Origin of the sequence: Sphingomonas sp. CCH15-F11 (assembly GCF_001557005.1) — a bacterium.
Taxonomy (GTDB): Bacteria; Pseudomonadota; Alphaproteobacteria; order Sphingomonadales; family Sphingomonadaceae; genus Sphingomonas.
This window is the reverse complement of record NZ_LSKG01000152.1, coordinates 12665-38688: the sequence shown is the minus strand read 5'-3', so window position 1 is coordinate 38688 and position 26024 is coordinate 12665. Positions and strand designations below refer to the sequence as shown.

At 67.2% G+C, this 26024-nt stretch carries 23 protein-coding genes, 1 tRNA gene and 1 pseudogene; 14 read left to right on the top strand and 11 right to left on the bottom strand.

Annotated features, from left to right (window positions below; translation table 11 throughout):
* From AX709_RS19005 to AX709_RS15750, 4 genes and pseudogenes are all read left to right on the top strand, one after another.
* Positions 1–1186: pseudogene (locus AX709_RS19005) on the top strand (carboxypeptidase); the annotation flags it as partial.
* A 76-nt stretch (positions 1187–1262) separates the two neighbouring features.
* Positions 1263–1336 (top strand) — tRNA-Gly (locus tag AX709_RS15760).
* A 210-nt stretch (positions 1337–1546) separates the two neighbouring features.
* The gene (locus AX709_RS15755; RefSeq protein ID WP_066550736.1) at positions 1547–2779 is read left to right on the top strand and encodes a tyrosine-type recombinase/integrase; all 1233 of its coding nucleotides are present in this window, start codon (positions 1547–1549) and stop codon (positions 2777–2779) included.
* Between the two features lie 59 nt (positions 2780–2838).
* Positions 2839–3321 carry a type IIL restriction-modification enzyme MmeI gene (locus tag AX709_RS15750; RefSeq protein ID WP_066550734.1) on the top strand — a complete coding sequence of 161 codons (483 nt, stop codon included), beginning with the start codon at positions 2839–2841 and terminating at the stop codon, positions 3319–3321.
* Between the two features lie 195 nt (positions 3322–3516).
* Here AX709_RS15750 and AX709_RS15745 read toward each other — a convergent pair whose 3' ends face one another.
* Entirely contained in the window at positions 3517–4083 is a 567-nt protein-coding gene (locus AX709_RS15745; protein WP_156454297.1) for a hypothetical protein, read from the bottom strand.
* Positions 4084–4153: 70 nt separating this feature from the next.
* Positions 4154–4483 (bottom strand): nuclear transport factor 2 family protein, encoded by a 330-nt coding sequence (locus AX709_RS15740; RefSeq protein ID WP_066550754.1) that lies wholly within the window; start codon positions 4481–4483, stop codon positions 4154–4156.
* Between the two features lie 96 nt (positions 4484–4579).
* On the opposite strand from AX709_RS15740, the gene AX709_RS15735 reads away from it, so the two are divergent.
* A complete protein-coding gene (locus AX709_RS15735) occupies positions 4580–5491 on the top strand; it encodes a LysR family transcriptional regulator (RefSeq protein ID WP_066550730.1) in 912 nt (303 codons plus the stop codon).
* Between the two features lie 124 nt (positions 5492–5615).
* On the opposite strand, the gene AX709_RS15730 is transcribed toward AX709_RS15735, so the two are convergent.
* Positions 5616–7238, bottom strand: a complete 1623-nt coding sequence (locus AX709_RS15730) for an ATP-binding cassette domain-containing protein (RefSeq protein WP_156454296.1) — start codon at positions 7236–7238, stop codon at positions 5616–5618.
* Positions 7235–8764 carry an ABC transporter ATP-binding protein/permease gene (locus tag AX709_RS15725; protein WP_066550729.1) on the bottom strand — a complete coding sequence of 510 codons (1530 nt, stop codon included), beginning with the start codon at positions 8762–8764 and terminating at the stop codon, positions 7235–7237. The genes AX709_RS15730 and AX709_RS15725 overlap by 4 nt, the downstream gene beginning before the upstream one ends.
* A 122-nt stretch (positions 8765–8886) precedes the next feature.
* On the opposite strand from AX709_RS15725, the gene AX709_RS15720 reads away from it, so the two are divergent.
* The 5 genes from AX709_RS15720 to AX709_RS15705 all read left to right on the top strand — a co-directional run bounded on the left by AX709_RS15720 (position 8887) and on the right by AX709_RS15705 (position 14108).
* Positions 8887–10476, top strand: a complete 1590-nt coding sequence (locus AX709_RS15720; RefSeq protein ID WP_066550727.1) for a cytochrome ubiquinol oxidase subunit I — start codon at positions 8887–8889, stop codon at positions 10474–10476.
* Between the two features lie 24 nt (positions 10477–10500).
* Positions 10501–11646, top strand: coding sequence for a cytochrome d ubiquinol oxidase subunit II (gene cydB / locus AX709_RS15715; protein ID WP_066550719.1), 1146 nt, complete (start codon positions 10501–10503; stop codon positions 11644–11646).
* Positions 11647–11666: 20 nt separating this feature from the next.
* Complete coding sequence (gene cydX / locus AX709_RS18395) at positions 11667–11783, top strand: cytochrome bd-I oxidase subunit CydX (RefSeq protein WP_082731238.1); 117 nt, start codon at positions 11667–11669, stop codon at positions 11781–11783.
* A gap of 119 nt (positions 11784–11902) precedes the next feature.
* Positions 11903–13222, top strand: a complete 1320-nt coding sequence (gene hemN / locus AX709_RS15710) for an oxygen-independent coproporphyrinogen III oxidase (protein ID WP_066550717.1) — start codon at positions 11903–11905, stop codon at positions 13220–13222.
* A gap of 79 nt (positions 13223–13301) precedes the next feature.
* Positions 13302–14108, top strand: coding sequence for a universal stress protein (locus tag AX709_RS15705; RefSeq protein ID WP_066550715.1), 807 nt, complete (start codon positions 13302–13304; stop codon positions 14106–14108).
* Between the two features lie 51 nt (positions 14109–14159).
* On the opposite strand, the gene AX709_RS15700 is transcribed toward AX709_RS15705, so the two are convergent.
* Positions 14160–14813, bottom strand: coding sequence for an OmpW/AlkL family protein (locus tag AX709_RS15700; RefSeq protein ID WP_066481339.1), 654 nt, complete (start codon positions 14811–14813; stop codon positions 14160–14162).
* A gap of 131 nt (positions 14814–14944) precedes the next feature.
* On the opposite strand from AX709_RS15700, the gene AX709_RS15695 reads away from it, so the two are divergent.
* From AX709_RS15695 to AX709_RS15685, 3 genes are all read left to right on the top strand, one after another.
* Entirely contained in the window at positions 14945–16429 is a 1485-nt protein-coding gene (locus tag AX709_RS15695; RefSeq protein WP_082731819.1) for a PAS domain-containing sensor histidine kinase, read from the top strand.
* 2 nt (positions 16430–16431) lie between these two features.
* Entirely contained in the window at positions 16432–17055 is a 624-nt protein-coding gene (locus AX709_RS15690; RefSeq protein ID WP_066481338.1) for a response regulator transcription factor, read from the top strand.
* 69 nt (positions 17056–17124) lie between these two features.
* Complete coding sequence (locus AX709_RS15685) at positions 17125–17520, top strand: response regulator transcription factor (protein ID WP_066481336.1); 396 nt, start codon at positions 17125–17127, stop codon at positions 17518–17520.
* A gap of 86 nt (positions 17521–17606) precedes the next feature.
* Here the strand turns inward: AX709_RS15685 and acsF are convergent, their stop codons facing one another.
* The 4 genes from acsF to AX709_RS15665 all read right to left on the bottom strand — a co-directional run bounded on the left by acsF (position 17607) and on the right by AX709_RS15665 (position 23362).
* Complete coding sequence (gene acsF, locus AX709_RS15680) at positions 17607–18692, bottom strand: magnesium-protoporphyrin IX monomethyl ester (oxidative) cyclase (protein ID WP_066550713.1); 1086 nt, start codon at positions 18690–18692, stop codon at positions 17607–17609.
* Positions 18693–19178: 486 nt separating this feature from the next.
* Positions 19179–20870, bottom strand: a complete 1692-nt coding sequence (gene dld, locus AX709_RS15675; protein WP_066550711.1) for a D-lactate dehydrogenase — start codon at positions 20868–20870, stop codon at positions 19179–19181.
* Between the two features lie 151 nt (positions 20871–21021).
* Entirely contained in the window at positions 21022–22032 is a 1011-nt protein-coding gene (locus tag AX709_RS15670; RefSeq protein WP_066550708.1) for a zinc-dependent alcohol dehydrogenase family protein, read from the bottom strand.
* Positions 22033–22198: 166 nt separating this feature from the next.
* Complete coding sequence (locus AX709_RS15665; RefSeq protein ID WP_066550705.1) at positions 22199–23362, bottom strand: acyl-CoA dehydrogenase family protein; 1164 nt, start codon at positions 23360–23362, stop codon at positions 22199–22201.
* 208 nt (positions 23363–23570) lie between these two features.
* On the opposite strand from AX709_RS15665, the gene AX709_RS15660 reads away from it, so the two are divergent.
* Complete coding sequence (locus AX709_RS15660) at positions 23571–24350, top strand: SDR family NAD(P)-dependent oxidoreductase (RefSeq protein WP_066550702.1); 780 nt, start codon at positions 23571–23573, stop codon at positions 24348–24350.
* A gap of 205 nt (positions 24351–24555) precedes the next feature.
* On the opposite strand, the gene AX709_RS15655 is transcribed toward AX709_RS15660, so the two are convergent.
* Both AX709_RS15655 and AX709_RS15650 read right to left on the bottom strand, forming a co-directional pair.
* Entirely contained in the window at positions 24556–25062 is a 507-nt protein-coding gene (locus tag AX709_RS15655; RefSeq protein ID WP_443026106.1) for a group I truncated hemoglobin, read from the bottom strand.
* Between the two features lie 6 nt (positions 25063–25068).
* Positions 25069–25959, bottom strand: a complete 891-nt coding sequence (locus tag AX709_RS15650) for a DUF3034 family protein (protein WP_066550700.1) — start codon at positions 25957–25959, stop codon at positions 25069–25071.
* Positions 25960–26024 lie beyond the last annotated feature (65 nt).

Sequence of the window (26024 nt, the reverse complement as noted above, 5' to 3'; positions counted from 1 at the left end):
GATGGAGGGGGTGGCGATCACGTCGTGCCGCGGCGTCGACCTGGCGGGCGCGACGCCGGTCGATCCCGACGCCCCCCCACCCGCGCTCGCGACGATCGGCAGCGGGTTCGGCTATGCGGTGCCGTGGAGCGACGCCGGGCAAGCGCGCTTCGTCATCGCCGCGTTGGCCGAAGGGTTGAAGGGTGCGAGCACCGACCAGTCCTTCACCGTTGCGGGCCGCGCATATGGCAAGGGCACGGTGATCTTTCCCGCCGCGGGCAACCCCGCCGATCTCGCCGCGCGGCTCCAGGCACTGGCGGCCCGGCACGGCGCGGAGGTGGTGACGCTCGCCGACAGCTGGGTCGAGGACGGCCCCAATTTCGGCAGCCGGTCGTTCGCCGCGCTCAAGCTGCCGCGGATCGCGATGGCGTGGGACGACGGCACCAGCCCGAGCGGCGCGGGATCGGCGCGCTGGACGCTGGAGCGCAAGCTGGGGCTGGCCGTCGCGCCGATCCGGGTGCGCAATCTGGGCGCTGCGCGGCTGTCGGATTATGACGTGATCGTGCTGCCCGAAACGAGCGGGCGGTTCGCCGCGCTGCTCGGCAGCCGCGGGACGGAGGCGATCAAGGGCTTTGTCGATCGCGGCGGCGTGGTGGTGGCGCTGGGTTCGGCGAGCGAGGCGCTGGCGGGCGACGGGCTCAAGCTCCTGTCGACCGTCACCGAAAACAGCTGGCGCCCCGACGACGGCAAGGACAAGCCAAAGGACCCCAAGGCGGGATCGCGAATCGCCGACCGGGGCGAATATGAGAAAGCCATCGCCGACCCCAATGCCGCGCCCGACGAGGTGCCCGGCGCGCTGGTCACGGTCCAGGCCAATCCCGAGCACTGGCTGGCATCGGGCTATCGCGATGCCGCGGTGCTCGTCACCGGGACCGAGATATTCAAGCCCGTGAACGCCGCCGACGGCACCAACGTGTTCAGCTTTGCCGCCGCCGACAAGCTGGTCGCCAGCGGCTATCTGTGGGACGAGAACCGGCTGCAGCTCGCCTTCAAGCCGTTCGTCATCAGCCAGCCGCGCGGCGACGGCCTGGTCATCGCCTTTACCCAAAGCCCGACGACGCGCGGCTATCTGGGCGGGCTCGACCTGCTGCTCGCCAATGCGGTGCTGCTCGCGCCCGCCCGCGCCGAAGCCGGAACGGCGCGCTAGCCGGGTGCAGCACCCACATCCGTCGCGCACGGACGGTTGACCGCGCGGCCGCGCACGTGGCATGGCGACGCCGCGCGCGGGTGTAGCTCAATGGTAGAGCAGAAGCTTCCCAAGCTTACGACGAGGGTTCGATTCCCTTCACCCGCTCCATTTTCCTGTCCGACGCTGTTCGCTGACGGGTAGACAACCCCCCAAAAACCAAGGTATTTAGCGCTTATCAGGCCGCTGATGTTCACCCGCGTTCGCCTTCAAGCGCTTACGGCTGGGGGTATGATTGGGGGGTATACGCAAATCGGCCGGATCGATACCCCCACGGCTGGGGGTATGGGGTGGGGTAGCCCCGGAGAGGCTAGCAACGTCATGGCGCTAACGGACATCGCAATTCGGAATGCCAAGCCCGGCGCGAAGCCGGTCAAATTGGCGGACGGTGGGGGTATGTTCCTGCTGGTCACGCCCGCTGGGGGTAGGCTGTGGAGGCTGAAGTACCGGATCGACGGCCGGGAAAAGCTGCTGGCGATCGGAGCCTATCCAGAAATCGGGCTGGGCGAAGCGCGACGGCGACGTGAGGAAGCGCGCGAGCTTATCGCGCTGGGAAAGGACCCGTCCCGCGAAAAGCAACGCGACAAGGTTCGGGCGCGGATACAGGCGGCGGACACCTTCGAGGCGATTTGCAAGGAGTATTGCGAAAAGCGGCGGCGCGACGGGGTGAAGGGCTGGGCACCCGCCACGGCCGTGCGCAGCGAGTATCTTTTGTCGCTGGTCAACGGCTCCATCGGCAAGCTGCCGATCAGCGAGATTGAACCGGCGGACGTGCTGACCGCCATTCGCCGGATCGAGGGCAAGGGGAAGCTGGAGAGCGCACGGCGCAGCCTGCAATTGGCGGGCGCGGTATTCCGCTATGCAGTGGCGACTGCCCGGCTAGTATCGGACCCGACACGCGACTTGCGCGGGGCACTGACCGCGCCGACCGTTACGCACTATGGCGCGATCACGGACGCGAAGGGCGTCGGCCAATTGCTGCGCGCGATCGACGACTATGACGGCAGCGGCATCACGAAGCTGGCGCTCCAGATTGCGCCGCACGTGTTCGTCCGGCCGGGCGAGTTGCGCCATGCGGAGTGGAGCGAATTCGATCTGGACGGCGCGCTTTGGATCATCCCGGCGGGCAAGATGAAAATGCGCAAGGCGCATCATGTGCCGCTGTCGCGCCAGGCGGTCGACCTGTTCCGGCAGGTGCATGACGTGACCGGGCCAGCCGGTTATGTCTTTCCGTCCGTGCGGACGCGCGTTCGCCCCATGAGCGAAAACACCGTCAACGGTGCGTTGCGGCGGCTGGGCTATGCCAGCGATGAAATGACGGCGCACGGCTTTCGCGCGATGGCGTCGACGCTGTTGAACGAAAGCGGCAAGTGGCACCCTGACGCGATCGAGCGCGCGCTGGCGCACGGCGACACGGACAAGGTGCGGGCGGCCTATCACCGGGGGGCACACTGGAAAGAGCGCGTCAACATGGCGCAGTGGTGGAGCGACTATCTGGATCAGCTTCGTAAGGGTGCCGATGTGGTAAAGTTTCCGGGGCGTAATGCTCGCTAGGTCGCGGCTTGGCGGTGCGCCCAGCTGACGCTAAGCCTTGGCCGAACCGGGGGAATGCGATGCGGCTGGGGTGGGACGAAATCAGGCGGCGCGCCAAGGCATTCAGCGAGGAGTGGAAAGACGCCCATTATGAGAAGGGCGAGACGCAGAGCTTTTATAACGAGTTTTTCGAGATTTTCGGCATCCGGCGGCGGCAAGTCGCGGTGTTCGAAAAGATGGTCAGGGGACTGGACGCCAACCGGCGCGGCTTCATCGATCTTTTCTGGCCGGGAACCCTAATCGTCGAGCAAAAGAGCGCGGGCAAGGACTTGCTGGCCGCGCAGATGCAGGCAAGCGAGTATTTCAATTGGCTGCCGGAACGCGACCAGCCGCGCTACATCCTCACCTGTGATTTCCAGCGCTGGACGCTGATTGACCTGGACGACAACGGCCGCGAACTAACGTTCCGGCTGGCTGACCTGCACAAGCACTTCACCGCTCCATTTCCCTGTTCGGCGCTGTTCGCCCAAGCTGGAAAATCCCCGGAAATCTGGGGTTTTTGATGGCGCACAGGCCGTGCCCGTCCACCGTTGTTCAGCCCCGGTCGCAAGTTGCTTGGGGTATAATTGGGGGGACGCCAGAACAAGCTGGGGGTAAGCTCTGGCGGCTGAAATATCGGCATTCTGGCAAAGTGAAACGGTTGACCTTCGATGCCTATCCGGAGGTGACCCTGGCCGCCTCGGCATTGGCGAGCATCGTCACGCGCCCGTTTCCACCGAAGACGCGATCAAGCGTGTAGCTGAGAAGATACGAACTTGCCTGGCGTCCCCCCCCTCCGCGTTGTCGATCACCAACAAGTCCTGCGAACCGACTGCAAAGGGCAGACGCTGCGCCGCATTGAGCGCCCCGGTCTCCGCGACCGGAGCCGCTGCTGTTCGCCGCTCCCGGGCGTAAAGGGTATAACAGACGCTCAGATAGAGCGCCGGGAACAGCAGCCAGACCGGCCGCGCTTTGCCGGACAGAACCTCGATCGCGATGCCCGCCATGCCGAGGTTGATGAGCACCGCCGACCAGAACGGTGCCGCCAGGATCATCAGGAAGATGCCTTTGAGCGGGAACCACTGCAGTAAGTAGACGCCAACGGTGACCACGAAGAACCAGAGCGACGCCGGGACGCCGACGGGTAGGGGAGGAAATGACGCCATCTCCAATACCCTAACCGAAGAAATCTTGCGAAAATTCCAACCTAAGAAGCGCTGCTTGCGGCAGCGCGTTTCGATATCTTCCGCAGGTTTTGACCGTACCGAGATGATCGAGTGCGACACGCCCAGCGTCCGCTTGTCCGTAGGGGCCGCAACCCGCTGCCGGCGAACTCTGTCGGGTTCGATGCGATGGTCACACCTTGGTCTCCAGCGTCTCGATAGCGCCATCCGCCAGCGTGAAACGATAGGTGAAACGCAGCGGGCTGCCCGGAAAGTCGCCATGTGCGGGTCCTTCGACGACGATATCGCCCTCTTCCTCCCGAACGGCATCGGGCAGGAAGATCGCCTTCACCGGAATGACTTCCTGCTCGAACAGCTCGCGGATCGCCGCCTCGCCCTGGAAGCGCTTGCCGTTGTCGATGAACAAGGCGTCGCGCCGGAAAGGCTTCATCATGCCGTCGAGATCGAGACGAGCATTAGCCTCGACGAAATCAGCGATGGGTCTGGGTAGTTCGATGGACATCATAATCTCCTCGATGGTGACGAGGGTGATTTAGCGATGGACATTGCCGGCGATAATCGAGACAAATTGGCATAGCGTATCACGAAAATCGGGATAATGAGCCGCCATTCATTGATCGAGCTTGAGGCGGTCCTGGCCATTGTTCGCTGTGGCTCGTTCCGTGCGGCGGCGGTCGAGCTCGGCTTATCGACGACCGCAATCAGCAATGCCGTTGGCAAGCTGGAGCGAGAGCTTTCCGTCCGCCTGTTCAACCGCACCACGCGCAGCGTCTCGCTGACCCATGCGGGGCGGATCTTCGTGGCGCAGATCAGGCCGGCGCTCGAAGGCATTCAGAAGGCCATGAACACGGCGCGTTCGCAGCAGGAGACGCCGTCCGGAACGCTGCGCATCAACGCGTTCGCGACGGCAGCGCGCGAGATCATGGCGCCGCTGGTACTGGCCTATCTGCAGCGCTATCCGCGGGTCCATATCGACATCGTGACCGAAGGGCGGCTCGTCGACGTGGTGGCGGCGGGTTTCGATCTGGGCGTGCGGAGCGCCGATCTGGTACCCAGCGATGCGATCGCCATTCCCCTCGGGCCAGCGCGGCGCATGGCTGTGGTCGCCGCGCCCGGATTTTTCGAGGGGCGAGCCGTGCCGCAGGTGCCGCAGGAGCTTCTCGCTTACCCTTGCCTTCGCATCCGCCTGCCCAACCGCGCGCTGTTCCGGTGGTGCTTTGCGAAAGCGGACGAGGATCTGCAGCTCGATGTCGAGGGCCCGCTCACCCTTGACGAAGCATCGCTGGCGCGGATCGCGGTGACCAACGGTGCAGGGATCGGTTACTTCATGGAAGCCGATGTGCGCGAGGATATCGCCGCCGGGCGGCTTGTTCGCATTCTGGACGATTGGACGCCGCCGCTGGCCCCGCTGTGCGTCTATTATCCCAGTCGCCGTAATCCTTCTGCGGCCTTCCGCGCGTTCATCGAAATGGCGCGCGAGGCTGCGGCCGGGCGTCTCGCACAGCCGTGATTGGCGGGTTTTGGGGTTGGTACGCCGGACACGCAAACGGCCAGGATCAGGGCGCAATGTGGTTGGGCTGCCGTTGCGCCGCTGCTAGTCACTCCGCCGCCGCGGATCCGAAGCTCCGATGCTCTTACACCGCATACGACTTGGCTAGAACTGTGGATGGATCGATCGACGGCATGACTTGAATGTCGAAGGTCATCGTCGCGAGTGCGAGCGGCGCGCGGCGGTGTGAGACCAGAATCAAGCCGGTCCGAGTCGCGGCCAGCCACGCCGCCAGCCGCGAGACCAGCACCTGTTCGGTGGCGCGATCGAGGCCCTCGCTCGGCTCGTCGAGGAGCATCCATGGGCGCTCGGCCAGGATCGCGCGGGCGATCGAAAGCCGCTTGCGCTCGCCGCCGGACAACAGGCCACCCGCTTCGGCGAGCGACGTTTCCAGGCCGGCCGGGAAGGCGCGGACGCGATCGGCGAGACAGGCCACCTCCAGCGCCGCCCACATGGCGGGTTCATCGACGCCCGGGCGGGCCAGCCGGAGATTGTCGGCGATCGATCCGGCAACGAGCATCGGCGTCTGTGGCGCGAGCGCAAACTGCGCTGCCAGAGCGTCGAACGGGCAGTCCCCCACCGCGACGCCGCCGACCTGAAGCGCGTGCACTGGCCGACGCAGTCCCGCCAGCGCCTCGATCAGCCGCGTCTTGCCGGCGCCGGAGGGCCCGGTGATCGCGATCCGGTCGCCGGGCGCGAGCGGGTGGTCGCCGATCCGGAGCGGCAGGGCCTCGACCCGCTCGCGTCGAGCCTGGAACGGCATACCCTCGAGCGTCGCCAGTTGGCCCAGCCGGCTCAACGCCTGCTCGACGCTGGCCTGGGCGACGGCGGTGCGGGCGAAGGCCGCCATTGCCTCGATTGCGGCGACCGCGGCGAGCAGGGCGAGGGCGGTGATCGGCGCCGGCCCGCGGCTGACTGCGAGCATCGCGGCAGCGGCCACTGCGCCATAGACGGCGAGCAGCGCGGCGACTTTCGCCTCGCCGACGAACAGCGCCGCGCGGGCGCGATCGGCCTCGGCGGCGATCGCCTCGATCACCTCGGTCGTGCGCGCCGCGAGGCCGTAGGCGATGATCTCCGGCCGAGCGGCGGCATAGTCGACGAAGCGGGTGCGCAACTGCCCCAGCGCGTCGGCCGCCGCCTCGGCCGGGGCGCGCGTCCAGCGGGTGGCAGCGGCGCGCAGGACGATCGGCAGCGCCGCGAGCAGCAACGCCAGCACGATCGCCGCCGCCCATCCCGCCAGCGCTGCCAACACGACCGCGGCGAGTGCGGCGATCAGGCTCGCCGGGCGGGTCGGCCGGCGCACGATCAGGTCCTCCAGAGCGGCGATGTCGCCGATCAGCCGCGCGCTGGCGTCGCCGCTCGACAGCGCCAGCGCGGTGCGCGGATCCTGCGCGGCCAGCGTGCCGAACAGCCTGCCGCGCCAGTCGGCAATGGCGTCGAGCGCCGCCTGGTGGCCGAGCAGCCGCTCGCCATAGCGGCCGGCGGTGCGGACGATCGCGAGTCCCCGGATCGCCGCGCTCGGCAGCAGATAGTTGAACACGGCGACCGAAGCCGCACCCGCCGCCCCGGCGATCGCCGCGCCGGTGAGGAACCAGCCTGACAGCGCCAGCAACAGCACCGCCGCCACCCCGGCGCACGCGGCGCAGGCCAGCGCCGCGCGCAGGCGGCGGCGCACCGCAGGGCCGATCGCGAAGTCGATCGCCTTCACAACCGCACCTCGCGATCGGCCACCGCAACCAGCGTCGGATCGTGGGTCGCGACGATCAGGGCATGGCTGCTCGACAGCGCGCGAAGCAGCGCGATGATCGCTTCGGCGCTGCTGGAATCGAGATCGGCGGTCGGCTCGTCGGCGAGGATCAGCGGCCTGCCGGCGAGAATCGCCCGTGCGAGCGCGAGCCGCCGCCGCTCGCCGCCCGAAAGCCCGGAACCGAGATGATCGAGCGGAAGATCGAGCCCGATGCCACGCCGTGCCAGCATCGGTGCCAGGCCGACCCCCGCCAACACCGCCGCCAACTCGTCGTCGCCTGCCGGCCGCGCCAGCGCCAGATTGTCGCGCAGGCTGCCCGGCAGGATCAGTGGCCGCTGCGCCGCCCAGGCGATGTCGTCGGCCGCGACCGGCGTGATCGATCCTGCCGAAAGCCGGATCTGCCCGGCGATCGCCGCAAGCAGGCTGGTCTTGCCGCTGCCGGTCGGGCCAGTGAGCGCAACCAGGCCGTGGATGCCGATCGCGAGATCGACCGGGCCGATCGACTTGCCCGGCCAGTCGATCCGCGCGCCTTCGACCGCCAGCCCGGCAAAGCGCCCGGCCCGCGCGCGCGGCAGGACTTCGGGCAGCTCGGCGAGCGCCAGCTCGGCTGCCTCGCCGAGCTGCTTTTCATGATAGGCGGCGGCGAGCCGGCGCATCGGCAGGTAGAATTCGGGCGCCATCGCCAGCGCGAACATCGCCTCGCGAAAGGTCAGCGTCTCGGGATCGGGGAACGGCAGCAGGCCGAGCAGGCTGAAACCGCAATACACGGCGACCAGCGCGACGGAAAGCGCAGCGAAGAATTCAAGCACCGCGCTCGACAGGAAGGCCGCGCGCAACACCGCCATCGTTCGGTCGGCGAGATCATGGGCGGCGGCGTCAACCTGCCGGGCGATCCGCTCCTCGGCGCGGAAGTGGCGGATGATCGGCAGCGTCCGGATGCGATCGACGATCAGCGCCGACAGCTGCGCCATCGCCGCGAGCTGACGCTCCGATGCCTGGCGGGCGAGCGTGCCGGCCAGGATCATGCCGATGACGAACGGCACCAGCGTCGCCAGCAGGATGCCCGCCGCCACCAGGCTCGCCAGCGCGACGATCGCAATCGTGATCAGCGGCGCGATCGCGACGGCGAAGCGGATCGGCGCGTAGCGGGCGTGGAACAGCTCGATCGCCCGGCTATGATCGAGCGCCAGCGTCGCCGCCTCACCGATCGCGACAGGTGCCGGCAACGGCTCGCCGAGCAGCCGCGCGGTCACCCGCCGGCGGGTGTCGCTGCCGATCGCCTGGGCCGATCGGATCGCCACCCGGTTGACCAGGATCGCCGCCGCGCCGCGCATCAGCCCGCCGCCGATCAGCGCCACCAGCGCATCGGCCGGCACCGCCGATCCCGCCGCCAGCGCGGCGATTCCGCTGGCGATGCCCCACGCGAACAACGTCGCGCCCGCCAGGTCGATCAGCCACAGGGCACCGCTTGCGTTAGGTCCTCGCATCCTGAGCCCGCGTCTAAGGCAGGCGGCGACTATGGGAAATCCCGGATAGGCCCCGATTGCGCTGGGACCTAGGGCAGCGGCGGTATCGCGGCGTGGGGCCGTCGAGCGGAGGGACCATCATCATGGACATGGCGGTCGTCGAGCTGTCCAGACTGCAATTCGCCCTGACGGCGATGTATCATTTCCTGTTCGTGCCGCTGACGCTCGGCCTCTCCTTCATGCTCGTCATCATGGAGACGGTCTATGTGATGACCGATCGGCCGATCTGGCGCGACATCACGCGCTTCTGGGGCACGCTGTTCGGCATCAACTTCGTCCTCGGCGTCGCCACCGGGCTGACGATGGAATTCCAGTTCGGCACCAACTGGTCCTATTATTCGCACTATGTCGGCGACATCTTCGGCGCGCCGCTCGCGATCGAAGGGCTGATGGCGTTTTTCCTCGAAGCGACGTTCGTCGGCATGATGTTCTTCGGCTGGGATCGCCTCAGCAAGCGGATGCACCTGCTTACCACCTTCATGGTCGCGCTGGGCACGAACCTGTCGGCGGTGTGGATCCTCGTCGCCAATGGCTGGATGCAGCACCCGGCCGGTGCCACGTTCAACCCCGATACGATGCGGATGGAAGTCACCGACTTCATGGCGGTGGTGTTCAATCCCGTCGCCCAGGCGAAGTTCGTTCACACGGTGAGCGCGGGCTATGTCACCGCCAGCGTGTTCGTGCTTGGCGTGTCGGCCTGGTACCTGTTGAAGGGTCGCCATCTCGAGCTGGCGAAGCGCAGCTTCGCGGTCGCCGCGGCGTTCGGCATGGCCTCGGCCCTGTCGGTCGTCGTGCTCGGCGACGAGAGCGGCTACACCCTGACCGACAACCAGCGGATGAAGCTCGCCGCGATCGAGGCCGAGTGGCACACCGAGCCGGCGCCGGCGGGCATCGCGGTGTTCGGCCTGCCGTCGAACGAGGGCCGTGAGACGCTCTATGAGGTGAAGATCCCTTATGTCCTGGGTCTGATCGGCACGCGCAGCCTGACCGGACAGATCGAAGGCATCTATCCGCTGGTCGCCAAGGCGCGCGTGCGGATCGAGAACGGCCTGACCGCCTATGACGCGGTCGAGCGGCTCAAGGCCGATCGCACCGACGTGGCGGCGCGCGAAGCCTATGAGCGCGCCAAGGGCGATCTCGGCTATGCGCTGCTGCTGAAACGCTGGGTCGCCGATCCGCGCACCGCCGATGCCGCAACGATCGACAAGGCCGCCTGGTCGACCGTTCCCAACGTGCCGGCACTGTTCTGGCTGTTCCGCGGCATGGCCGGCATGGGCTTTGCGCTGATCGCGTTCTTCGGGGTGGCGCTCTACTACGCCAATGCCCGCCAGTTCGGGCGCAAGTGGTTCCTGCGGCTGGCGCTGTGGATGATCCCGCTGCCCTGGATAGCCGCTGAGGTCGGCTGGGCGGTGGCCGAGATCGGTCGCCAGCCCTGGGCGGTCGACGGCGTGCTGCCGACTTCCCTCGGGGTTTCCAGCCTGACGGTCGCGCAAATCTGGACGACGATCATCGGCTTCACCTTGCTCTACGGCGTGCTGGCGGTGATCGAGGTGCGGCTGCTGCTCGCCACCATCCGGAAGGGCCCGGAAACCTACACGCCCTGGCGGCCGCGCCACGATCCGGTGCCCTATCGCCCCGAACCGAGCCCTCACCACGCCGTCCCGGCCGAATGACGTCCCTACCTGCGGAGACCGACCATGTCGCTTCCCCTCGACTATGAAACGCTGCGCTTGATCTGGTGGGCCCTGCTCGGCGTGCTGCTGATCGGGTTCGCGCTGACCGACGGCTTCGATCTGGGCACCATGGCGCTGCTGCCGTTCATCGCCGGCACCGATGAGGAGCGGCGGATGGTGATCAACAGCGTCGGCGCGACATGGGAGGGCAACCAGGTGTGGTTCATCCTGGGCGGCGGCGCGATCTTCGCCGCTTGGCCCTTCGTCTATGCGGTCAGCTTCTCGGGCTTCTATCTGGCGATGTTCCTGGTCCTGTCGGCGCTGATCCTGCGGCCGGTGGCGTTCAAATATCGTTCGAAGCGCGATGATCCCGCCTGGCGTGCGCGCTGGGACTGGGCTTTGTTCGTCGGTGCGTTCGTGCCGGCGCTGGTGTTCGGCGTCGCGGTCGGCAACGTGTTGCTCGGGGCGCCCTTCCGTCTCGATAGCGACCTGCGGCCGTTCTACGAAGGCAGCCTGCTCGGGCTGTTCACGCCGTTCACCCTGCTCACCGGGCTGTTGTCGGTGGCGATGTTGGCGCTGCACGGGGCAGGCTGGCTGGCGCTGAAGGCCGGGGGCGTGGTGCTCGATCGTGCGCGGCGCTTGGGCCAGATCGCGGCGGTGGCGGCGATCGCGCTGTTCGTCCTCGGCGGGCTGATGGTCGCCTTCACCGGCATGGGTTTCCGCATCGACGGCGCGGCCGATCCGAATGGCCCGTCGAACCCGCACTATTTGAAGGCTGTAGCCGCGGCAGGTGCCTGGCTCGACAATTACAGCCGATATCCGTGGATGGTACTAGCGCCGGTGCTCGGCCTGTTCGGGCCGCTGCTGGCGCTCGTGGGCATCCGGGGGCGTCGCGACGCGCTGGTGTTCGCCGGATCGAGCGCAGCCAATGTCGGCATCATCGCGACGGTCGGTCTGTCGATGTTCCCCTTCATCCTGCCAAGTGCCATTGATCCCGCGTCGAGCCTGACCGTGTGGACCGCATCGTCGAGCCACCTAACGCTGTTCATCATGCTGCTGGTTACGCTCGTCTTCTTGCCGATCGTGCTCGCCTACACCGCTTGGGCCTATCGCGTGATGTTCGGCCGGGTGACAGCCGAGGAAGTCCGCCTCAACCCCGATTTTTACTGATCGAACAGGGAGTTCACCGCATGTGGTATTTCGCCTGGATTCTCGGCCTCGGGCTCGCGGTCGGCGTCGCGGTGCTCAACGGCATCTGGCACGAGTTTCACACCGATCCGTCCGAGGACAGCACCATGCTTGATTGACCGCCGGCCCGCCCGGCCTCCGGGAATCTCCCTAGAGACGGGCTGGCGAATCCCCCGCATCCTCCCATCGGAATCAAGTGACCACGGAAGCCGGCCTAGCCCCGCGGGAGAAACACAAGATGCACCGTTACCTGCCGCACTTCGCCGCTCGCCCGGTCCCGCGCTACACCAGCTACCCCACTGCGGCCGAATTCACCGACGGCATTGGCGGGCGCGATCAGGCCGATGCGATCGCCGCGATCGCGCCGGGCGATCCGATCTCGCTCTATCTCCACATCCCCTATTGCCACAGCATCTGCTGGTATTGCGGCTGCAACACCGGCGCAGTCGGTCGGGTCGAGCGGCTGACATATTATGTCGAGGCGCTGGTGGCGGAGATCGCCCATGTCGGCCGGCGCTGCGCCGGCCGGGTGCAGGCGGTGCATTTCGGAGGCGGCAGCCCCAACGCGCTGTCGCCGGCGCAGATGCTGACGGTCGCCGGCGCGCTCCGTGCCCATTTCGATCTTTCGCCCGACGCCGAATGGGCGGCCGAGATTGATCCGCGCAGTTTCACCGCCGGTCATGCCAGCGCTCTAAATGCCATGGGGGTCGGCCGGCTGAGCGTCGGCGCGCAGACCTTCGCGCCTATCATCCAGGGAGCCATCGGCCGGATCCAGCCGTTCGCGACCGTGGCCAAGACGATCGCCCTCGCGCGCAATGCCGGGATCGATCGGATCAACCTCGATTTGATGTACGGCCTGCCCGGCCAGTCGCTCGACGACATCGCGGCGACCCTCGCCGCGGCGCGAACGCTGGCGCCCGATCGCGTCGCAATGTTCGGCTACGCCCATATGCCCAAGCTCCTGCCCCGCCAGCGCCGGATCGACGCGTCGACTTTGCCCGAGCCAGAAGCGCGCTTCTGGCAACGGGCGCTGGCGCACGACCTGTTGCTCGAATGGGGGATGCAGGCGATCGGTTTCGATCATTTCGCGCGCCCCGACGACAGTCTGGCGATCGCCGCCCGGATGGGGCAGCTGCGCCGCAACTTCCAGGGCTTCACCGACGATCCGTCGCCGACGCTCATCGGCCTCGGCGCCTCGGCGATCAGCCAGTTCGATGGCCTGATCGTGCAGAACGAGAAACATGTCGGCCGCTATCGGATGCTGGCGGCGAACGGCATCGATGCCGGCGTGCGCGGCGTGCGCCGTGATGCCGAGGACCGATTGCGCGCCCGGGTGATCGAGCAGCTTCTCTGCACCGGGCGGATCAATCTCGGCCGCCTGACGGCCGCCATCCGGCCGCCGCGCCACGCCTGGGACGAACTGTGCGACGCCGGTATCGTCACGCGCGACGGCGATGAGGTGAGCGTGACCCCCTCGGGCCAGCCTTACGCCCGGCTGGCGGCCGTGCTGTTCGATCGGCATCGCGGGCCGGAGGCGCGGTTCAGCCAGGCGATCTGACTCCGTAGCATTCCCGATGGAGGGCGGATCGGCCGCGGCCTAGCGTAGCGATCATCCACACATATCGGAGGATCGCGCGATGAAGAACGTGCTGTTCGTGGCTCATGCCGACGCCGGGCAAGAGGCGCGCCTGCAGGCGGCGCTCGACCTGGTCCGCACGATCGGAGGCCATCTGATCTGCGTCGAGGCGACGGTGACGCCGTTCGTCGACGCCGGATTGATCGAGATGGGCGGCTATGCCGTCCTGGCCGGCGAAGAGCGTAGCCGTCAGGACGAGAATCGTGCTGCGATCACCGCGCGGCTGGAGACCGAAGACGTGGCCTGGAGCTGGTCGGATGCGGTCGGCGATCTAGGCGTCGCCATCGAGCGGGCGGCGCGCATGGCTGACGTGGTGGTGCTGAACACGGCGCTGGAAGATCCCTTAGGGCAGGAGTTCGGCCGGATCATCGGCGCGTTGTTGGTGGACCTTGACCGGACAGTTCTGGCGGTGCCGCCGTCGATAAGCCGGGTCGACTATCACGGTCACGCGGTTGTCGCGTGGAACGGATCCTCGGCGTGCGAGGCTGCGCTCAGGGTTGCAGTGCCGCTGCTGGCGCGGGCCGAGCGCGTAACGCTGCTCGAACTGGACGGCGAACGAAGTGCCGTGAAAAGCGACGCTGCGGCCATGTATCTGTCCAGGCACGGCGTGAGGAGCACCATCGTGCCGCAAACGGCCGGCGGCCGGCCGATCGGTGAGGCACTGATCGCGGAAACGCTAAAGCTCGGCCCGGACTATCTGGTGATGGGCGGTTATGGCCATTCGCGGCTTCGTGAGGCCTTGTTCGGCGGCGCGACCGCGACCTTCCTCAAACAAGGGCCGGTGCCGGTGCTGCTCGTCCATGGGTGACGAAGAGAAGGCGGGGTGACCGTTCGGCCGCCCCGCCGGGGGAAGGTGGCTTCAAAAGCGCGCGCCGATGCCGACGCCGACAACGATCGGATCGATATGCACGCGCGTGGTATTGATCAGGCCGCCGGTGTCCAGCCGCACCCTTGGGTCCATGTCGACATATTTGACGTCGACATTGGCGAAGAAGCGCTTGTTCAGATCAATGTCGACACCGGCCTGCAAGGCATAGCCGACGCTGTCCTTGAGCTTGATCCGGGTCGGCCCGACCGCCGCGACCAGGTCGCTGCCCGCCTTCGTCGCGTAGAAGATCGTGTAGTTGATCCCCGCCCCGATATAGGGCCGCACCTTGCTTTCGGGCAGGAAGTGATACTGCGCGGTCAGCGTCGGCGGCAGTGCCCAAGTGCGGCCAAGGTCGCGCACGCTGCCGATCGCGCCTGCACCCTCAATGCCGTGGCGGGTGGTCGCCGCGATCAGCTCGAAGCCGATATGGTCGCTTGCCATATAGGTGATGTCGACTTCGGGCATCACCGCCGTCCCTACTTTTACCCGGCCGGTCGGGAAGCTCGGCGCGATGCCGTCGGACGTTCCGGTCGGCGCCACCACGATGCCGCGCAGCCGGACGAGGACGTCGCCCTGCTTCGCCTGCGCCGGTGCCGTGACGGCCAGGGTGGCGATGACCGCCGCGACGGACAAAGATTTCAACATCTCGAATGCCCCTTTTTGGTTTGCCGACCGTGTCGGGCGATCGGTCGCTCGCGCAATGCCGGGGCGAGCGGCCGGCGAGGATTGGGAATTTTCCCAATGGTGTCATTCCGTACGCAGGCTATGCCGCTTGCATGAGCCGACCGATCGACGACCTGACCCCCGTCATCGCCGCCGCCGTCACGGCCGATCGCCGGCGCGCCCTGATCCTGGTGGATCGTCACGGCCGCATCCTCAGCTGGAATGCCGGCGCGGCGCGGCTGTTCGAATGCTCGGCGGCAAATGCCATCGGCGGCGACATCGCGCGCTTTGTCCCGATCGGCCCGGAAGTCGGCGCGATCGACGCGCTGGTGGCGAGCCAGTCGACCGGTGAAGCCGCCGATCGCTGGCTGGTCCGCGCCGACCAGACCGAGTTCGTCGCCACCGTCGATGTCGCGCCGATCGACCGCGCCGGAAGCGAACCCCTGTTCGCGCTGCAGATCGAAGACGTAACCGATCGTCGCGCCGCGGCGGTATCGCTCGAACGCAGCGAGGCGCATCTCCAGTCGATCCTCGCCACCATCCCCGATGCGATGATCGTGATCGACGAACGCGGCGTGATCGAATCGTTCAGCGCCGCCGCCGCGCGCCTGTTCGGCTATACCGAGGCAGAGGTGATCGGCCGCAATGTAGGCATGCTGATGCCGGGCGGCGATCGCGCACGCCATGACGATTACATCGCGCACTACCGGCAGACCGGCGAAAAGCGGATCATCGGCACCGGACGCATCGTCGTCGGCCGGCGCCGCGACGGCAGCGAGTTTCCGATGGACCTGGCGGTGGGCGAGACGCTGCTTGAGGGGCATCGCCTGTTCACCGGCTTCATCCGCGACCTGACCGCGCAGCAGGAGGCCGAGCTGCGATTGAAGCAGCTTCAGTCCGAACTCATCCACATCTCGCGGGTCAGCGCGATGGGGACGATGGCGTCGACGATCGCGCATGAGCTGAACCAGCCGCTCGCAGCGATCACCAACTACATGGAGGCGAGCGAGGACCTGCTCCGGCAATTGCCCATCGATACGGATTTGCTCGGCGAGGCGGTCAGCCAGTCGGCCCGCGAGGCGCTGCGCGCCGGCGCGATCGTGCGGCGGCTGCGCGATTTCGTCGCGCGCGGCGAGGTCGAACGCCGGGTCGAGCCGCTTGCGGGGCTGATCGAGGATGCGAGCCGCCTTGCGCTGATCGGCGCGCGCGAGCGCGGCGTGCGCGCGCTGATCGATCTCGATCCACAGGCGCCGCTGGTCCTCGCCGATCGCGTCCAGATCCAGCAGGTCGTCGTCAATCTGGTTCGCAACGCGGTCGAGGCGGTGCAGGGCCGCACGGTGCGCGACGTCACGATCACCACTCGGCGCATCGAGCCCGATCGGGTGCGGATCACGGTCGCCGATACCGGCGGCGGCATCGATCCCGCGATCGAGCCGCGCCTGTTCGAGGCGTTCAACACGAGTAAGGAAGCCGGCATGGGCTTGGGCCTGTCGATCAGCCGCACCATCGTCGAAGCGCATGGCGGCCGCATCTGGGCCGAAAACCTGAAGCAAGGCGGTGCGGCCTTTCATTTCACCCTGGAAAGTGGAGCGATTTGATCATGAGCGAAGCCCGCGTGGTCCACATCGTCGACGACGAGGAGTCGATCCGTCGCTCGGCGAGCTTCCTGCTCAAGACCTCGGGTTTCCGGGTACATGTGCACGAAGGCGGCGCGGCGTTCCTGAAGCAGCTGCGCCATGCCGAGCCCGGCTGCGTGCTGCTCGACATCCGCATGCCAGAAATCGACGGGCTCGAGGTGCAGCGGCGGCTGAACGAGGCGGGCGCCGGTCTGCCAGTAATCGTCCTGACCGGCCATGGTGACATATCGAGCGCAGTGACGGCAATGAAGGCTGGCGCAGTCGACTTCCTGGAAAAGCCGTTCGAGAAGGCGCGGCTGATGCAGGCGCTCGAAGCCGGCTTCGAACGGCTCGATCGCGGCCATCAGGCGCAGATCGAAGGGCACGAGGCCGAGGTGAAGCTCGCCGCGCTGACCCCGCGTGAACGCGAGGTGCTCGCCGGCCTGGTCCGCGGCGATCCGAACAAGACGATCGCTTATGATCTCGGCATCAGCCCGCGCACGGTCGAGGTACATCGCGCCAATGTGATGACCAAGCTTGGCGTCCGCAGCCTGTCCGAAGCGCTGCACATCGCCTTCGCCGCGCGGCTGGGCGAGGAGGCATCCTAGGAGCTTTGCGTACAGACCCGGCCGGCCCGGCCTGGCATTCCTGTGCGATCAGATCAGGAGGATGCCGCCATGACCGATACCCTGTCAGCCGCGCCGGCCAGGCCAGATCGCGTGCTGCTGATCGAAGATGACGACGCGGTCCGCCGCTCGCTCCATCTCCTGCTCCACGGGCGCGGGTTCGACGTCAAATCCTATGCCAGCGCGGCGACCCTTGCGAACGATCGCGCCGCAGCCGACGCCCGCTTTCTGATCGCCGACTATCGTTTGGCCGACGGTGACGGCATCGGCGTACTGCGCGGGCTGAAGCGGCGCGGCTGGCATGGCCGGGCGATCCTTGTGACCGGCCACTATTCCGACGCGCTGTGCGATGCGGCGCTCGCCAGCGGGTTCGACGCGGTGCTGGCAAAGCCGCTCAAGCACGGGCAATTGATGGCGACCCTCACGCCGGGACCGTCGCAAGCCTGAGACCCGCGCCGGTTCGCGCGGCCCCCTTCTCGATCTGCTGCCGAAGTCGGGCGAGTCGCGCAAGGTCACCGGGGCCGGGCGAAAATCTACCAGATCGGCTGCAATCGAACGTGATCGGGCAGGGCCAGCGATCGGGTGGGCTGGAAGAAGAGCCGCGCGAACGCCAGTCCGACCTCGAGGATGCCCCGCCAGCGCGAGAGGCGCCCGGCGATGCCACCCCTGCGGCGGGCGGCAACCATGCGATCGGCAGCCCTCTGCATCGCTTCCATCCCGCGCCGGAACCCAGCGCTGTCGGTATCGAATTCCAGTGGGAGGCACTGGCGGCTGATCTCGCTGGTCAGGCGGAAGACGTCGTAATCGAACGTCTCCACGTCGCAGCCTAGCCCCTCGTGCAGCGCGGGGCGGGTGTGATCGCGCACGTACATGGTGGTGTAGACCGCAATGAGGAAGAACCGGATCCACCAGCGATTGATCCCCCGGGTCAGCGACGGATCGGCGCGGATGAGCAGCGCGATCGCCTCGCCGTGGCGGAACTCGTCGTTGCACCATTCTTCGAACCAGTCGAACAACGGGTGGAACTTGTGTTCGGGATGCCGCTGCAAATGCCTGAACACGGTGATGTAGCGGGCATAGCCGATCTTTTCCGACAGATAAGTGCCGTACAGGATGAACTTCGGGCTGAAATAATGGTATTTCTTCGCCCGGGTGAGGAAGCCGAGATCGATGCCTAGCCCGGCGTCCTTCAGACTGTCGTTGATGATCCCGGCATGGCGGCTTTCGTCGCGCGCCAGCAGTCGCATCAGGCGCCGCAGCTGCGGGTTTTTCGTCCGCCGGGCGATCTCGGCATAGAGGATGCAGCCGGAAAATTCCGAGGTCATCGCAGTGACGAGGAATTCGGTGAATTCGGCGCGAAGCGCATCTGGCAATTCCTCGATCGCGCCCTCGAACGACGTCTTGCGCTTGAAATGATCGCGGTTGGGATCGGCTTCCATTTCGCGCATCAGCGCATCCCACTCGTCCCATACCGACGATACGTCGATCGCATCGAGCGCGGCGAAATCGGTTGTGTAGAAGCGCGGGCTCAATACCGTTTCGCGCACCACATGGCTGCTGACGTCGCTCGGCTTCGTGAACGGCAGGCTCGATACGTCGTGGATCGCGTTCGTCGCCATGTGCCGTCCCCTCCGGTCTGCTTCCTTTGACTGAGGCTAGGCTTGCGCAGCGGGCACCAATATCCGGAAATCTCCGTAGTCAGGGCGCCGGCTAAGTGAGCGCGTCTTGCGACACCGCTGGCGGTTGCAGTTCCGTAGAGCCAGGCTCAGGCTGAAAAGGCGACGGCAAAACCATCGCCACCGTTCCAAGCCAGCCCCATGCTCGCGCAGCACTCCAATGATCTGTTCCTCGGTAAATCGGCCTCGCCGCATCACGCGTCTCTATCTGACGAGCTGACTTACCAATGGCATGATTTCCGGGGAGCAGGTCAGATTCCCTTCACGTCCAGGCGACACCCGCCGGGTCCACGCCAGCCACCCGAAGCACAGCTTCGACAAGATGGAGGTCGGATCCCAGGTTGAGCTGGCGCGGCTGGTCGCGCGCCTGCCGAGCACGCCGATGTCCTGAAATGTCGACGGTCGCGCGTCCCGCACCCCGCCGGCCGGTCAGCGCCAGCCGGCGGCGCGGCTCGCCTGGCCGATGCCGGGGTTGAGCGCGTTGGTGGGATCAAGCGCGCGGTAATGGGCGAGCACGGTTTCGGGCGCGGGATAATGATGGCCGAAATTATGCTCGGCCGGGCATTGGGCGCCGCGGGCGCGGGTGTGGGCGAGCAATGCCGCCTCGACCGCATGCACGTCCTCGCCCGCGCGGACGAGATAGTCGTGATGGAACACCTGGCAGAAGAAGTGGCCGTAATAGACCTTCGCGACGAGCTTTTCCTCGAGCTCGGCGGGCAGGCGCTCGAACCACTCGGTCGTGTCGCGCGGCAGCGCGAGGTCGAGCGCGACCAGCCCGCCCGCCCGTTCGGCACCCAGCGCCTGCATCCGGATCGCGGCGGACGCGACGCAGAAGCGCAGCTGGAGCGCCGCCGCCGCCTCGTCCGGGGTCGCTTCGAAGAACGCGCCGTCGACACCGTCGAACGCGGCGTCGAGCCAGCGCCGCGCCTCCGCAATCCCGTCGTCGGCCATGCGCAGGATCAGGTGATGGTCGAAGCGGTCGCGAAAGCCGCGCAGCCGCGGCGGAAGCGCCAACGGCACCCGGTCGACCACCGCCTGGACGATCCGGTCGAACGCCCCCGGACGCGTGAACGGCAGCCGGCCGAGCAGGTTTTCCATCCGCGTGCGCGTCGCGAACAGCAGCGGCATCCGGCGCGTCCCCAGATGGCGCACCGCGAGATAGGTATCCCGGCCATAGCGTTCGGCGATGCGGAACGCGTCGCGATGGAGGTACTCCGCCTCCACCGGCAGCGCGGCAAAGTCAGTCAGGATCGTCCGCCGCAACCGGGTGAGGATCTGCGGGTCGGCGGCGCCGATATAGAAGGTCCGGGTTTCCCGATCGGCGGGAAAGGTGTCGACGCGGACCGCGAAGACGACGACATGCCCGGCGCTGCCCGCCGCTTCGAACAGCCGGCGCGGATCGGCGTTGAAACGCGCCGGGGTGGGGGCCGCGCAATCGCGGACATGCGTTTGGTAGTCGGGATCGGAACAGGCGCGCCCGGCATCGGCGGCGAGGGTGAAGTCGCCTGATTCGACCGCGCTCAACAGCGTTTCGGGCGACGCATCGACCGCGACGCCCAGATGGTTGACCAGCCGCGGACGACCGTCGGCATCGATGACGCCGAAAAGCGCGCTCTCGGTATAGGCGGGGCCGCGCCGGATCAGCGTGCCGCCCGAATTGTTGCAGATGCCGCCGACCACCGACGCCCCGATGCACGACGACCCGATCACCGAATGCGGCTGACGGCCCAGCGGCTGCAGCCGGCGTTCGAGGTCGAACAGCGTCGATCCCGCCAGGCAGATCGCCTGCGCCCCGCCGGCGACCAGATGGATACCGTCGATGCGCAGGGTGTTCATTACCACGACCGGGCGGTCATAGCCCTGCTCCGCCGGGGTCGACCCGCCGGTCAGCCCGGTGTTGGCGGCCTGTGCGATCAGGACCGCATTCTCCGCGGCGCAGATCTCCAGCACCCGCCACATCTCGACCAGCGACCCCGGTCGCACCACCGCCGCTGCCTCGCCCCGGCCGATGCGATAGCCGGTGCACCACCGCCGCATCGCCGCCGGGGTGGTCAGGACATGGCGTGGCCCGAGCGCGTCGCGCAGGCGCGCAACCAGTCGCGAGGAGGTGTGGGTGGTCATCGATGCAGTGCGCCCCCGTGCCGGCAAAGCTGAAAATTGCGGTCGTCGCCGCACTCCATGGCAGGTCAGCCGATCGACGCAAGCCCGTGCGAGGTCGGGCAGCCACGCGAGGTGGCCCGCCCTGCCCCTTCCGCCGTTCGCCGCGTCGGGGTCAGCCGATCTCGACCGCGATCTTGCCGAAATGCGCGCCGCTCGCCTGATGCCGGAAGGCGTCGGGAAGGGTTTCGAGGGTGAAGCGCGTGGCGTCGATGACCGGACGGATGCCGGTCGCTTCCAGCGCGCGGATCATCTCACGCTGCTGGCGGTGGGTGCCGACCGTGATGCCGGTGACGCGCAGCTGCTTCATCATCAGGATCGTCGTCGGCAATGGCGCGACATGGCCGGCCAGCACGCCGATCAGCGCGATGTGCCCGCCAAAGCGTGCGGCAGCGATCGACTGGCCCATCGTGCCCGCGCCGCCGACCTCGACCACCAGGTCGACGCCGCCGCCGCTCGCCGCCATCGCGGCCATGCCCCAATTGGGCGTGTCGCCGTAGTTGATCAGGTGGTCGGCCCCGAGCGCCTTCAGCCGCACCAGCTTCTCACCGGACGATGAGGTGGCGATCACCGTCGCGCCCATCGCCTTCGCGAATTGCAGCGCGAAGATCGACACGCCGCCGCTGCCCTGAACCAGCACGATGTCGCCGGGCTTCACCTGCCCCTCGACCACCACCGCGCGCCACGCGGTCAGCGCGGCGCAGGGCAGGGTGGCGGCTTCGACATGGCTCCAGCCTTTGGGCGCGCGGGTGAAGTGATGCGCCGGCGCGACGACGACCATGCGGGCAAAGCCGTCGGCATGGTCGCCGGGGACATGGCCCTGCACCATCTCGCCCGGCCGCCCGTCGCGCCAGTCGGGAAAGAAGACCGAGATGACGGAATCGCCGACATTGAATGCGCTGACGCCCGCGCCGACCGCCTCGACCACGCCCGCCCCGTCGGACATCGGGATGCGCCCGTCCAGCGTCGGGATGCCGCCAGTGACGACAACATAGTCGTGATAGTTCAATGAAGTGGCGTGGAGCCGTACCCGCACTTCGCCCGGCCCCGGTTCACCGGGATCGGGCAGTTCGGCGGCGCGGAGCGCGTCGATCGACTGGGGGTGATGCAGGCGGATCGCTTTCATGTGCCCAAAGTCCTCGTCGAGTGATCGCCACCCATTTTCCGTCACCCCAGCGCAGGCTGGGGTCTTGCGTCATGTTGGTGCCCCACTCTGCATGAGATGCCAGCCTGCGCTGGCATGACGGCTGGGGGCGGTGTCGAACGGTGGAACGCCTCCGGTCGCGATCCCGCTACAGCGACCTCGCGATCAGCACCTTCATGATCTCGTTCGATCCGCCGTAGATGCGCTGGATGCGGCTGTTCTTGTACATCCGCGCGATCGGATAGTCGTTGATATAGCCATAGCCGCCGTGGAGCTGCAGGCAGTCGTCGACGATCTGGCATTCGGTGTCGGTGACCCACATCTTGGCGATGGCGGACGTCGGGTTGTCGAGCGTGCCGTCGAGCACCCGGCGCATGCAATCCTGGACGAACACCTTGGCGATCGTCGCCTTGGCCTTGCATTCCGCCAGCTTGAACTGGGTGTTCTGGAAATCGAACACGGGTTGCCCGAACGCCTTGCGGTTGCGGGTATATTCGACCGTCTCCTCGATCGCGCGCTCCATGGTGATGACGCCCGAAATCGCGATGATCAGCCGCTCCTTGGGCAGCTCGTCCATCAGCTGATAGAAGCCCCTGCCTTCCTCCAGCCCCAGCAGGTTTTCCGACGGCACCCAGACATCGTCGAAAAACAGTTCCGACGTGTCCTGGGCCTCGTTGCCGATCTTGTCGAGCGCCTTGCCGCGGCGGAACCCCTCGACCTCGTCGGTCTCGACGACCAGCAGCGAAATGCCGCGCGCGCCCTGCGCCGGGTCGGTCTTGGCGACGACGACGATCAGGTCGGCGATCTGTCCGTTGGAGATGAAGGTCTTCGCCCCGTTGATGCGGTAGCCGTTGCCATCCTTGATCGCCGTCGTGCGGATCGATTGCAGGTCGGAGCCCGCGCCCGGCTCGCTCATCGCGATCGCCGACACGCGCTCGCCCGAGCACAGCTTGGGCAGCCAGCGGCGCTTCTGCTCCTCGGTGCCGTGGCGCTGGATATAGGGGGTGATGATGACGTTGTGCAGCGACAGCGCGAACCCCTCCAGCCGGGCGCGCGCGGCCTGTTCGACGAGCACGACATCATGGCGGAAATCGCCGCCCGCGCCGCCATATTCGGTCGGCACGCTGACCCCCAGGAACCCCGCCCGGCCGACTTCGCGCCAGAAGTCGCGTTCGACCTGGCCGGCCTCGCGCCAGCGTTCGACGCGCTCGGGCGGGGCGGCGCGACGGAAGAAGGTTGCGGCCGAATCGCGGAGCATCACCAGCTCCTCGTCCGCCATGAAATCGGGTTCGGGCACGTCCAGCGCGGCCATGCGGCATCCTCCAGAACGGGTTGAGCGACTGTCCCGTATTCGGGTCCCGGCCATTATCCGCCGACGCCGCGCGAATACCAAGTCAACCTGGTTATACAGCATGTGAACATTTGTCCGCGCACCGTTGACGGACAGTGCGGCGCGAGCCAAGGCTCGGTCCCATTCGGGCGGGATCGCCCCCGCCGCGCAACGGGACAGGAGCAGGATGATGGAGCTGAACGGACTTTCCGCGGTCGTGACCGGCGGCGCATCGGGACTGGGCGCGGCGACCGCACGCGCACTGGCGGCGGCGGGGGCGAAGGTCGCGATCTTCGACCTTCAGGCCGAGAAGGGTAACGCGATGGCGGCCGAGATCGGCGGCGTGTTCTGCGAGGTCAACGTTACCAGCGACGAGAGCGTCGACGCCGGTTTCGCGAAGGCCCGCGAAGCGCACGGCCAGGAACGCATCCTGGTCAACTGCGCCGGCGTCGGCAACGCGATGAAGACCGCCAGCCGGTCGAAGGAAGACGGATCGATCAAGTTCTTTCCGACCCAGGCGTTCGAATGGGTGATCCAGATCAACCTGATCGGCACCTTCCGCTGCATCGCGCGGTCGGCGGCGGGGATGCTGACGCTCGACCCGCTGGCGTCGGGCGAGCGCGGCGCGATCGTCAACACCGCGTCGGTGGCGGCGGAGGACGGCCAGATCGGCCAGGCGGCCTATTCGGCGTCGAAGGGCGGGGTGGTCGGCATGACGCTGCCGATCGCGCGCGACCTGTCGAACGAAGGCATCCGCATCAACACCATCCTGCCCGGCATCTTCGAAACCCCGCTGATGATGGGCGCGCCACAGAATGTGAAGGACGCGCTGGCGGCGTCGGTGCCGTTCCCCAAGCGGCTGGGCGATCCGCAGGAATATGCCAGCCTGGCGCTGGAAATGCTGCGCAACCCCTATTTCAACGGCGAGGACGTGCGCCTCGACGGCGCGATCCGCATGGGCCTGCGCTGAGGGTCGACGCGAGCGCGCTGGCTCGCTTACCCTGCCCGTCACCCCGGCCTCGTGCCGGGGCCCCGGGGCGGCGGCTGGCGTCCCTGCGCTTTCGTCATGCCGGACTTGATCCGGCATCCCGCTTTCACCGTCGTTGCGCGTGGACATCGGCACAAGGCTGGCGTGACGAGGAGGTAACGCCCTCCCCGCCAGCCAAGTGCGCCGATCAGCGTTCGACCACGTCGCCGCGCATCGGCGCGAGCTTCGACAACAGCTTGTTCTGGGCGGCAAAGGACACGCCCTCTTCGGCCATCGCATCCTGAAGCAGTTCCACAAGCCGGTTCATGTCGGCATGTTCGACGCCCAGGTCCTTATGCGCAGCCTTCATGTCGCGGCCGGAATAGGTGCAGCCGGCGTTGAGCAGGTAGCAGAACTGTTCGAACAGCGTGCGCGACAGCCGCACCCGGTCGTGGCGATCGAAAATCTCGCCGATCACCGGATCGGCATAGGCGCGCGCGACCAGCCCGTCGACGATCCGGCGGATCCCCGCCTGGCCATGGAACGCCGCCGCCAGCGACGGGCCCGAAAACGGCCGCGCGCCGGCATTGGCCGGATCGACGCGATAGGGGTCGACCGCGTCCTCGCCCGGCACGGCGTGCGGCGGAGGTGCGCCGTCCTGGTTGGGCGCGGCGGCAAGCAAAGCGAGCGCGAGGAAGTACGGAGGCATCGTCATCGGTCCTCAGAAGCCGGCCTGGAGCTGGAACAACACGCCGCGCTGGTTGCGCACGGTGGCGACCGAGCCGAGATCGGCATAGGCCACGGTCGCGGTGACGTGGCGATTGATCGCATAGGCGGCGAAGACGTCGAACCAGTCGTCCTCGCGCGCGATGCCGAGATTGTCGGGCTTCGACCGAAACTCGGCCCCGACCGCGAAGGGGCGCGAAAACTGATAGGCTGCGCTCGCCTCCACCTCGACGCGGTGCGCATCGCCGAGATCGCCGCCAAAGCCGAGCAGGCCGAGCTGGTTGGCCTTGGTCAGCCGGAGCGTCGCATTGACCAGCAGGCTGTGGCGCAGCAGCAGCTTGGTCGCCGAGGCATAGACGTCGACACCCTCGTCATGGGCGGCGCCGACCGCTCGGACGATGTCGGCGTCGCGGTTCTTCTTGTACTGGACACCCGCCGCGACCGCGGGAAGCCATTCGGGGCCATAGACCAGATCGCCGAGCAGCCTGACCTTCGCCCCGAACACGTCCTGGTCGAAGGCAAAGTCTTTGCCGATGCCCAGCGCGCCGCCGATTTCGTTGGTGTTGATGTTCTGGCGCGCATAGCTGAGTTCGACCCGGTCGAAAAAGCCGATCGCGGCACTCAGCACGCGGACGTCGTAATCGCGCTGCTCGGTAACCGTCACCGACGCCTGCGCGCCGATGCCGTCGCGCGTTTCGTTGCCCGCGATCACCGCCCAGCTCGCGATGCCGCCACCCGATGCGCCTTCCAGCGTCGAAATCCCGTTGGTCAGCACCAGTTTGCCGCCCTGGCGCAGCTCTTCGGCGGTCGCGGTCGACGGCGCGATCAGCCCGATGGCGGCGACCAAAACAGGGGGGAAGAATTGAAGCAGATGTAAACGGCTCATCCGTCGCGTCTATGCCGGATATGGTTAACAAATCGGGGGCTGTCGCGCGGGCAGCCGCCGGCCGC

Bases quoted from the DNA above. Each gene is read 5' to 3' on its own strand.
- acsF (WP_066550713.1), bottom strand. From the start codon at position 18,692: ATGGCGACGAACGCGATCCACGACGTATCGAGCCTGCCGTTCACGAAG.
- AX709_RS15705 (WP_066550715.1), top strand. From the start codon at position 13,302: ATGAAGAACGTGCTGTTCGTGGCTCATGCCGACGCCGGGCAAGAGGCG.
- AX709_RS15690 (WP_066481338.1), top strand. From the start codon at position 16,432: ATGAGCGAAGCCCGCGTGGTCCACATCGTCGACGACGAGGAGTCGATC.
- AX709_RS15655 (WP_443026106.1), bottom strand. From the start codon at position 25,062: ATGACGATGCCTCCGTACTTCCTCGCGCTCGCTTTGCTTGCCGCCGCG.
- AX709_RS15750 (WP_066550734.1), top strand. From the start codon at position 2,839: ATGCGGCTGGGGTGGGACGAAATCAGGCGGCGCGCCAAGGCATTCAGC.
- dld (WP_066550711.1), bottom strand. From the start codon at position 20,870: ATGACCACCCACACCTCCTCGCGACTGGTTGCGCGCCTGCGCGACGCG.
- AX709_RS15700 (WP_066481339.1), bottom strand. From the start codon at position 14,813: ATGTTGAAATCTTTGTCCGTCGCGGCGGTCATCGCCACCCTGGCCGTC.
- AX709_RS15720 (WP_066550727.1), top strand. From the start codon at position 8,887: ATGGACATGGCGGTCGTCGAGCTGTCCAGACTGCAATTCGCCCTGACG.
- AX709_RS15670 (WP_066550708.1), bottom strand. From the start codon at position 22,032: ATGAAAGCGATCCGCCTGCATCACCCCCAGTCGATCGACGCGCTCCGC.
- hemN (WP_066550717.1), top strand. From the start codon at position 11,903: ATGCACCGTTACCTGCCGCACTTCGCCGCTCGCCCGGTCCCGCGCTAC.
- AX709_RS15735 (WP_066550730.1), top strand. From the start codon at position 4,580: ATGAGCCGCCATTCATTGATCGAGCTTGAGGCGGTCCTGGCCATTGTT.
- AX709_RS15665 (WP_066550705.1), bottom strand. From the start codon at position 23,362: ATGGCCGCGCTGGACGTGCCCGAACCCGATTTCATGGCGGACGAGGAG.
- AX709_RS15755 (WP_066550736.1), top strand. From the start codon at position 1,547: ATGGCGCTAACGGACATCGCAATTCGGAATGCCAAGCCCGGCGCGAAG.
- AX709_RS15650 (WP_066550700.1), bottom strand. From the start codon at position 25,959: ATGAGCCGTTTACATCTGCTTCAATTCTTCCCCCCTGTTTTGGTCGCC.
- AX709_RS15740 (WP_066550754.1), bottom strand. From the start codon at position 4,483: ATGTCCATCGAACTACCCAGACCCATCGCTGATTTCGTCGAGGCTAAT.
- AX709_RS15685 (WP_066481336.1), top strand. From the start codon at position 17,125: ATGACCGATACCCTGTCAGCCGCGCCGGCCAGGCCAGATCGCGTGCTG.
- AX709_RS15695 (WP_082731819.1), top strand. From the start codon at position 14,945: ATGAGCCGACCGATCGACGACCTGACCCCCGTCATCGCCGCCGCCGTC.
- cydB (WP_066550719.1), top strand. From the start codon at position 10,501: ATGTCGCTTCCCCTCGACTATGAAACGCTGCGCTTGATCTGGTGGGCC.
- AX709_RS15725 (WP_066550729.1), bottom strand. From the start codon at position 8,764: ATGCGAGGACCTAACGCAAGCGGTGCCCTGTGGCTGATCGACCTGGCG.
- cydX (WP_082731238.1), top strand. From the start codon at position 11,667: ATGTGGTATTTCGCCTGGATTCTCGGCCTCGGGCTCGCGGTCGGCGTC.
- AX709_RS15660 (WP_066550702.1), top strand. From the start codon at position 23,571: ATGGAGCTGAACGGACTTTCCGCGGTCGTGACCGGCGGCGCATCGGGA.